Origin of the sequence: Photobacterium lucens, assembly GCF_009873615.1 — a bacterium.
GTDB lineage: Bacteria > Pseudomonadota > Gammaproteobacteria > Enterobacterales > Vibrionaceae > Photobacterium > Photobacterium lucens.
This window is the reverse complement of sequence record NZ_SSMG01000245.1, coordinates 1-7,601: the sequence shown is the minus strand read 5'-3', so window position 1 is coordinate 7,601 and position 7,601 is coordinate 1. Positions and strand designations below refer to the sequence as shown.

Annotated in this window: 6 protein-coding genes; all 6 read left to right on the top strand. The window is 42.7% G+C overall.

The features are described from left to right. The first annotated feature begins 292 nt into the window (after positions 1-292). The 6 genes from E5A76_RS10695 to E5A76_RS10670 are packed head-to-tail and all read left to right on the top strand — an operon-like array spanning position 293 to position 7,410. The gene (locus tag E5A76_RS10695; RefSeq protein WP_053988703.1) at positions 293-1,249 is read left to right on the top strand and encodes an AAA family ATPase; all 957 of its coding nucleotides are present in this window, start codon (positions 293-295) and stop codon (positions 1,247-1,249) included. Then, a complete protein-coding gene (locus E5A76_RS10690) occupies positions 1,246-2,190 on the top strand; it encodes a DUF58 domain-containing protein (RefSeq protein ID WP_161118922.1) in 945 nt (314 codons plus the stop codon). Before E5A76_RS10695 ends, E5A76_RS10690 begins: the two co-directional genes overlap by 4 nt. Then, positions 2,190-2,699 carry a DUF4381 domain-containing protein gene (locus E5A76_RS10685; RefSeq protein ID WP_161118921.1) on the top strand — a complete coding sequence of 170 codons (510 nt, stop codon included), beginning with the start codon at positions 2,190-2,192 and terminating at the stop codon, positions 2,697-2,699. The genes E5A76_RS10690 and E5A76_RS10685 overlap by 1 nt, the downstream gene beginning before the upstream one ends. Next, positions 2,692-3,657: a vWA domain-containing protein gene (locus tag E5A76_RS10680; protein ID WP_161118920.1), complete on the top strand. Its 966-nt coding sequence runs from the start codon at positions 2,692-2,694 to the stop codon at positions 3,655-3,657. Before E5A76_RS10685 ends, E5A76_RS10680 begins: the two co-directional genes overlap by 8 nt. Further along, a complete protein-coding gene (locus E5A76_RS10675; RefSeq protein WP_161118919.1) occupies positions 3,650-5,689 on the top strand; it encodes a VWA domain-containing protein in 2,040 nt (679 codons plus the stop codon). Before E5A76_RS10680 ends, E5A76_RS10675 begins: the two co-directional genes overlap by 8 nt. A gap of 20 nt (positions 5,690-5,709) precedes the next feature. Then, positions 5,710-7,410 carry a BatD family protein gene (locus E5A76_RS10670; RefSeq protein WP_161118918.1) on the top strand — a complete coding sequence of 567 codons (1,701 nt, stop codon included), beginning with the start codon at positions 5,710-5,712 and terminating at the stop codon, positions 7,408-7,410. Positions 7,411-7,601: the final 191 nt, after the last annotated feature.

The following is a 7,601-nucleotide window of genomic DNA, read 5'->3' as shown; positions in this document are numbered from 1 at the left end:
CAATAACTATCTATGTGGAAATGATTTTTTATTCAATTAAACATTGTCTGTTTATTTTTTAAGCTTTATTCGCACAAACTATGATTTCGTGACTTTGTAAGGCAAAACAAGATGACTTGCTTGATCCTATTTTTTTCGCCCTGATATATATAAAGAAATAAGGGTTAAGTCAGCTTCAGTACGCACTGAATATGTGGTGTACAAGAAGCAGACACGTGAACTTACACGGCGTTTGATAGTCTCAGCTTATTTGCTCCACGCATCTAGGCGAGCACTTAGAGGAAAGAAATTTATGTTAGCGAGTACTTTTCAACGATTAAATCACTACTTGCAAAGCCAAGTTGTAGGTCAACCTAATTTAGTAAAACAGTTACTTATTGCTTTACTTGCTGATGGACATATCTTAGTAGAAGGTCCTCCAGGATTGGCAAAAACACGTGCGGTTAAAGTACTTTCAGACTGTATTGAAGGTGATTTCCACCGTATCCAATTTACTCCCGATCTACTACCTGCCGATCTAACAGGTACAGATATTTTCCGCCCAGAAACGGCTGAATTTACCTTTCAACCGGGACCTATTTTCAACTCATTGATCCTTGCCGATGAAATCAACCGTGCGCCTGCAAAAGTACAAGCAGCGATGCTAGAAGCGATGGCGGAAAAGCAGATCACTGCTGGACGTAAAACTTACCCATTACCAGAGTTATTCCTTGTAATGGCAACGCAAAACCCAATTGAGCAAGAAGGTACTTATCCGCTACCTGAAGCGCAGTTAGACCGTTTCTTGCTACAACTGAATGTTGATTACCCAAGTGCAGAAAGTGAGCTTGAGATTTTACGTCTTAACCGTGGTGAAGCACTGGGTATTGAAAAAACAGAGCCTGTACATATTAGCCAAAGCGATATTTTTGCGGCACGTAAAGAGATCCTAAATATTCATATGGCAGAGGATGTTGAGCACTACATCATTCGTCTTGTTATGGCGACACGCCAGCCTGAAAAATTTGGCTCACAATTAGCAAACTGGCTACAAATGGGCGTTAGTCCTCGTGCCACCCTAGCGCTTGATCGCTGTGCTCGTGCCCATGCTTGGTTAAGTGGCCGTGACTTTGTTACACCAGAAGATGTTCAAACCATGGCTTACCCTGTGCTACGTCATCGTCTATTACTGAGTTATGAAGCACAAGCAGAAGGTATTGCAGCAGATCGCGTTGTCGCTGAACTCATTTCACAGGTTGCTAGCGTATGAGCAAATCACACATGACCGTAGCGCTGCCACCCCATAGCGATGGGGTTAATGTGTGCTTGGCAGAGCTACTGCAATACAAAAATCAAGCTGTGCGTTGGCTTCCACCTGCGCACAGTATTTGGTCACAGCTAAATGGTCTGCACCAAAGCCGCCACAAAGGGCGTGGGATGAACTTTTCGGAAGTTCGCCCCTACCAAGCAGGTGACGATATCCGAGCCATTGATTGGCGTGTAACCGCACGTACAGGTAAAACACATACCAAATTGTTTACCGAAGAGCGTGAGCAACCTGTAATGCTACTGATTGATATAAGTCGCAGCATGCAATTTGGCTCGCAACTCATGCTTAAATCAGTACAGGCAGCACACTTCGCTAGTTTATTAAGCTGGCTTGCGGTGAGTGAGCAAGATCGCATTGGTGCGGTGATTTATAACGGCATTAGCGTAACCGAATGTAAACCAACTGCGCGTCAGCAAGGACCGTTACATATCATCAATAAACTGATTGAAGCACAGAATAATGCATTATCGCATTTAGGTGAGCCACAACCAGTAAACTTCGCTGATGCTCTAAAACGTCTGCACTACTTATGTTCAAAAGGCAGCGAGATCGTGATTATCAGCGACTTTAACCAACTATCAATGAATGATAAGCGACGCTTAACGCAGTTACGCCAACATAACCGTATCCAGTTTGTTCAAGTTCACGATCCATTAGAGCAAGGACAAACGCAATTTCGTGGTTATGAACATGTGGCAGATAAAGAACAATCAGCATGGCTTAATTTCTCATCAAAAAAGACACGTGATTCATTAAGCCAACAATACCAACAACACCAAAGCTTCGTCGCAGAAATGGCAAAATCATTGGCGATCCCTTTGCATTATTTGTCCGCTGCAGAGCCACTATTACAACAGCTAAGAGCAAGAGGAGTGAAGTAATGGCAACACCAAGCCCACAACAACTGCCTCTCGCAGATATTCACCTACCAGCCGCCCCTAGCTATTGGCCGCTGGCTTGGGGATGGTGGTTAACGCTAGCGATTGTGATCATCGTAATCATTGCGTTACTCATGATGTTCAAACGTAAAAAACAGTCCAATGCAGCACAAAAAGAAGCATTACACCAACTGGCGTTGATCACTCCAGAGCAAGGGCTTTCTGCTTTAAATACGCTATTAAAACAAGCCGCATTGAGTTACTACTCACGTTCAGTGGTCGCACCATTAACAGGAGAAGCATGGCTAACGTTTTTAGATCAACAACTTCCCGTAAAACATAGCGGATTTGTAGAGCTAAAAACACTATGGTTGAGCGGTACATTTTCAAATACTCCTTTAACAAATGAGGAATTTGAACAATGTAAGCAAATGACAAAAACATGGCTTAAACACGCATTACCACCGAAACATGCGGTAACAATGGCTCAAAAGGAGTCTTTAAATGTTTGAATTTGTATGGCTATGGGCCTGGGCATTACTGCCTTTAGCATGGCTGGTTTACCGCTTTAGTAAACCTGTTGTGCAGCCTGCAGCAATTCAATTACCTAAATTACCCAGCGGTGTTGGACAAAAACAGCCTCGCTCGATTATCCGTAAAGTGCTAATGGCACTAGCATGGATATGTTTAGTATGTGCTGCAGCAAGACCAGTTTGGTACGGTAACCCGATAGAGATCAAACCTGAACACCGCGATATGTTATTGGCGGTAGACTTATCTGGCTCAATGTCGATCCCTGATATGGTGACAAAAAATGGCCAAAGCATTGATCGTCTAACGGCAGTAAAGCATGTGCTTTCTGAGTTTATTGAAAAACGTAAAGGCGACCGTTTAGGTTTAGTGCTGTTTGCCGATCATGCTTACTTACAAACGCCATTAACGTTCGACCGTAACACCGTTGAGCAACAGCTTGATCGCACCGTACTGGGCTTAATTGGTCAAAGTACTGCGATTGGTGAAGGCTTAGGCATTGCAACCAAAACCTTCATTAATAGTAAAGCACCGCAGCGTGTGATCATTTTACTCAGTGATGGTGCGAATACATCTGGTGTTATCGATCCATTAGAAGCAGCAAAACTTGCTAAAGAAAGCGGTGTGAAAATCTATACCGTGGGTGTTGGTGCTGATCAAATGGTACAAAAAGGCTTCTTTGGTGATCGTCTCGTCAATCCATCACAAGATCTGGATGAGAAAACACTCACTGAAATTGCCAAAATGACTGGCGGTGAATACTTCCGAGCGCGTAACCCGCAACAACTTGAGAAGATCTACGACATCATTAATAAATTACAACCTATCAATAACGCCCAACAAACATGGCGTCCACGTGATGAGTTGTTCCGATATCCTTTAGCCATCGCATTGCTACTATCTGTCGTCATTGCTGTTATGAGGAGACGTCATGGCTAACTTTACCTTTATGCACCCAATGTGGTTTCTTGCACTTGTGCCATTGCTACTTATCTTGCCTTGGCTAAAAAGTAAAAAGCAAACCACAGGCTTAATTGCTTCTCACCTTGCACAAAAGCTAGGTATTGCTCAGCCAAAATCAGCATCATGGCCAATCGCTATCCTTGCTTTAGGCTGGCTAATCGCTGTTGTAGCCATGGCAGGTCCTAGCTGGCAGAAAGTGAAACTGCCAGCTTATAACTTAAGTGGCGCACGAGTACTGGTAATGGATATGTCACGCTCAATGTATGCGACTGACATTAAGCCAAACCGCTTAACCCAAGCTCGTTTTAAAGCGCTTGATATGTTACCAGGCTGGAAAGAAGGTACCACAGGCTTAGTCACCTATGCTGGTGATGGTTATGAAGTGAGCCCATTAACAGAAGATAGCCATACCTTAGCGAACTTGATCCCTAGCCTATCGCCGAAAATCATGCCGATCCCAGGCAGTAACGCAGCCGCTGGTATTGCTGAAGCGATCAAGCTATTAAAGCAAGCAGGCAACAGCACTGGTGATATTGTTTTGATCACCGACGGTATGACGAAACAGGAATCAGCCCAAAGCCTAGCAGAGTTAAAAGGCACACAATACCGTGTATCCATTTTAGCAATGGGTACAGTCGATGGTGCTCCTATTCCACTGCCAGATGGTCGCTTATTAATGGATAACGGCTCACCTGTTATTTCAAAAATAAACCTGAGCACCCTTGAGCCTATCGTGAAGCAAACTGGCGGTATCTTGCAGATGGCACAGCCAACAGATCAAGATGTCAATGCCATCGTTCACTTCACGGCTAAACCACTTGATAACGGTAAGAAAGATCAACAAAAAGAACTACAAGAACGCCTAAATGGTGGTTTCTGGTTGGTTCTACCACTGCTATTACTGGCGTTATTAGGTTTTCGTCGCGGTGTGGTTATTGCCACTATGTTCTTCTTTTTACCTATCGATCATGCGCAAGCAAGCCCTTGGGTGAATGCAGAGCAACAAGCTTACCAAACTTATCAAGACGGTAAATTCAAACAAGCAGCGCAAGATTTTGAATCGCCACAATGGAAAGGTATTGCGGAATACAAAGCGAAAAACTACGCTCAAGCGATTAATACATTGAAGCCGTTAACGGATCCAATGTCGCAATACAACTTGGGTAATGCTTATGCGCAAAGCGGTCAGTTAAAGCAAGCAGTAGAGACCTATGAAAAACTACTAAAAGCAGATCCTAACTACCCCGATGCGAAGAAAAACCTCGATATTGTGAAAAAAGCGCTAGAGCAGCAAGAGAAACAACAGCAACAGCAGAATCAGCAGAATCAGCAGAATCAGCAGAATCAGCAGAATCAGCAGAATCAGCAGAATCAGCAGAAGAGTGACAAGCAACAGCAGCAATCACAAGGCTCTAACGATAAAAAACAGAGCCAAGATAACAGCCAGCAGTCACAGCAAAAACAAGATAAACAGCAATCATCAGAGAACAAACAATCTGACGATAAGCAGTCTTCACAATCGAAGCAGAACAACCAACAGCAGGATCAAAAAAACGCAAATCAACAGCAACAATCCCAAAGTCAGCAACAACAAAATCAGTCTGATAAGCAACAAGGGAAAGATCAGCAGCAATCTCAACAATCAAACAGTGATAAATCACAGCAAGATAAAGAGAAAGCTGCTGAACAACAACGTGCTGATGAAAATGCTAAACAAGCTGCAAAGCAACAGCAACAGCAACAGCAACAGCAACAGCAACAGCAACAGCAAGCAGAGAAAAAAGCAGCGGCTAAGTCTGAACAAGATAAAAATAAGGAAACCAATAATATTAGTCAGGTACAAATGAGTGACCAACCAGCAAAAGACGGTGATGTGCTATCAGCCAGTAACCCTATTTTGAAGAAATTGGAACAAGTACCAGATGACACAAGTGGTTTGATCCGTGCTCAGTTGATTTTGCAGGCGCAACAAAAAGAAGCGCAGCAAAAAACCGAAAATTCATGGTAATAAAGACAATGAAAAGGTTTATGAATAGATTATCTTTCGGCAAGAGAATTGCCTCTTCATGGCTCTATATCGCCCTTATCTTAAGCGCATTAGTGTCAACACAAGCCATGGCGGCACAAGCAGAAGCGACGGTTTCTAAAAATGTGGTTGGAGTAAACGAAGTATTCCAATTAACCGTATCGGTTGATGACAGCGTGAATACTAACTCGCTAGATTTAACACCATTAAGCCCTGATTTTGCCTATGGTCGTCCAAGCGTTAGCAGTGGTACCTCAATGATCAATGGTGTTATTTCACGTAACACCAGTTGGACTGTTGCGCTAGCAGCAACCAAAGTAGGAACACTTACGATCCCTGCTTTCCAAATTGGTAGCTCAAAAACAGATCCTATTACCATTACAGTGCTAAAAAGTGCAAAGCAGTCACAATTAGCACAAGCGAACCACTCCTCAATTTCAATTGAGGGAACTAACGATAAATCGACCATTTATGTCGGTGAATCAATTAATTACCGTGTGCGCATCTTAATTGGTGAGCAAATGGATCAAGCAAGCCTTGCACCTCCATACGGGGATGGCTTAACTGCAACGCAAGTGGGCCAAGATGCGCAAAATGAGGTAGTACAAAATGGTCGTCGCTATATTGTGATCACCCGTAACTACCAAATCACCGCAAATAAGCCAGGAAACATCACCTTACATGGTGCGAAGTTCAGCGGTAATGTGATCAAAGGTAGTCAAGGTTTTGGTTCAACATTGACCATGCCTGTTGACAGAACAGCGAAAAACATTGAGCTAACGGTTAAAGCTAAACCAGCGAATTACCAAGGCTTATGGCTACCAACACCGAATTTGCAGTTACAGCAAATATGGCAGCCGACATTTAATGGTAAAACTGAAGTGAATGCGAAAGTCGGCGAGCCAATCACACGTACCTTAACATTAAGCATTAAAAATATTGCGCAAAGCAGTATGCCAAACATTAGCTTAACTTACCCAAATACGGTACGTAGCTATAATGAAAAGCCTGAATACTCAGAAAATAATGGCTATACAGTGATGACCCTTAAACAGGTCATTATTCCTCGTGAAACAGGCAAAGTAGAACTCCCTGAGATCACGATTAATTGGTGGAATACCCAAACAGAAAAAGAGCAAGTGACTAAAGTTTCAGGGCTGACTCTTAATGTCACCGCAGATCCAAACGCGAGTGCGACTATTGTACCACCAGCACTAACAACACCAGAGGGTGCGCAAACATCACCAAAGGCAGATAGTCATCTTCCTACGATTCAAAACGGTGTGATGCATAGCGGTTACTGGCCTTGGGCGACAGCGGTTTTCGCATTACTTTGGTTAATCACTCTTGCCCTGTTAATCAAAGCACGAAAAGCACAATCCAATACTAGCACAATGCCTGTTCAAACAACGCTGAACACTGATATTGATAAAGCATTACAACAAGCATTAGCTGAACGTGATGCAATTAAAGTACAGACCTATTTCAAACAGTGGAAGCAGCAACAACAAGCAAAACTAGTAACAAACCCTGAACTTGCAAGTGAACTAGATAAAGCATTAGCTGACATCATGGCTTCAACTTATAGCCAAGATCGCCAACAATGGGATGACAAGCACTTTCAACAACTACTTAAACAAGTGGCACAATTAAAAGTAACATCATCACAATATTCAGCGCTATCAGGGTTAGATCCGAAATAATCAAATACGAGTTTTCTGACTCACTCTAAAACTAACACCTCTGTTGTTATTCATTTACAGCAGGGGTGTTTTTTTATTTTCTTACATTTTATTCTGTTTTCCCTGCCCGACATCTGTACATAAAACCTCCTAATATTGATTAATTTATAAATTACATTAACAGCAAATATACAATTTTTATCATTCGTTAT

Coding starts and splice junctions, on each gene's coding strand:
- E5A76_RS10685 (WP_161118921.1), top strand. CDS start 2,190: ATGGCAACACCAAGCCCACAACAACTGCCTCTCGCAGATATTCACCTA.
- E5A76_RS10695 (WP_053988703.1), top strand. CDS start 293: ATGTTAGCGAGTACTTTTCAACGATTAAATCACTACTTGCAAAGCCAA.
- E5A76_RS10690 (WP_161118922.1), top strand. CDS start 1,246: ATGAGCAAATCACACATGACCGTAGCGCTGCCACCCCATAGCGATGGG.
- E5A76_RS10675 (WP_161118919.1), top strand. CDS start 3,650: ATGGCTAACTTTACCTTTATGCACCCAATGTGGTTTCTTGCACTTGTG.
- E5A76_RS10680 (WP_161118920.1), top strand. CDS start 2,692: ATGTTTGAATTTGTATGGCTATGGGCCTGGGCATTACTGCCTTTAGCA.
- E5A76_RS10670 (WP_161118918.1), top strand. CDS start 5,710: ATGAATAGATTATCTTTCGGCAAGAGAATTGCCTCTTCATGGCTCTAT.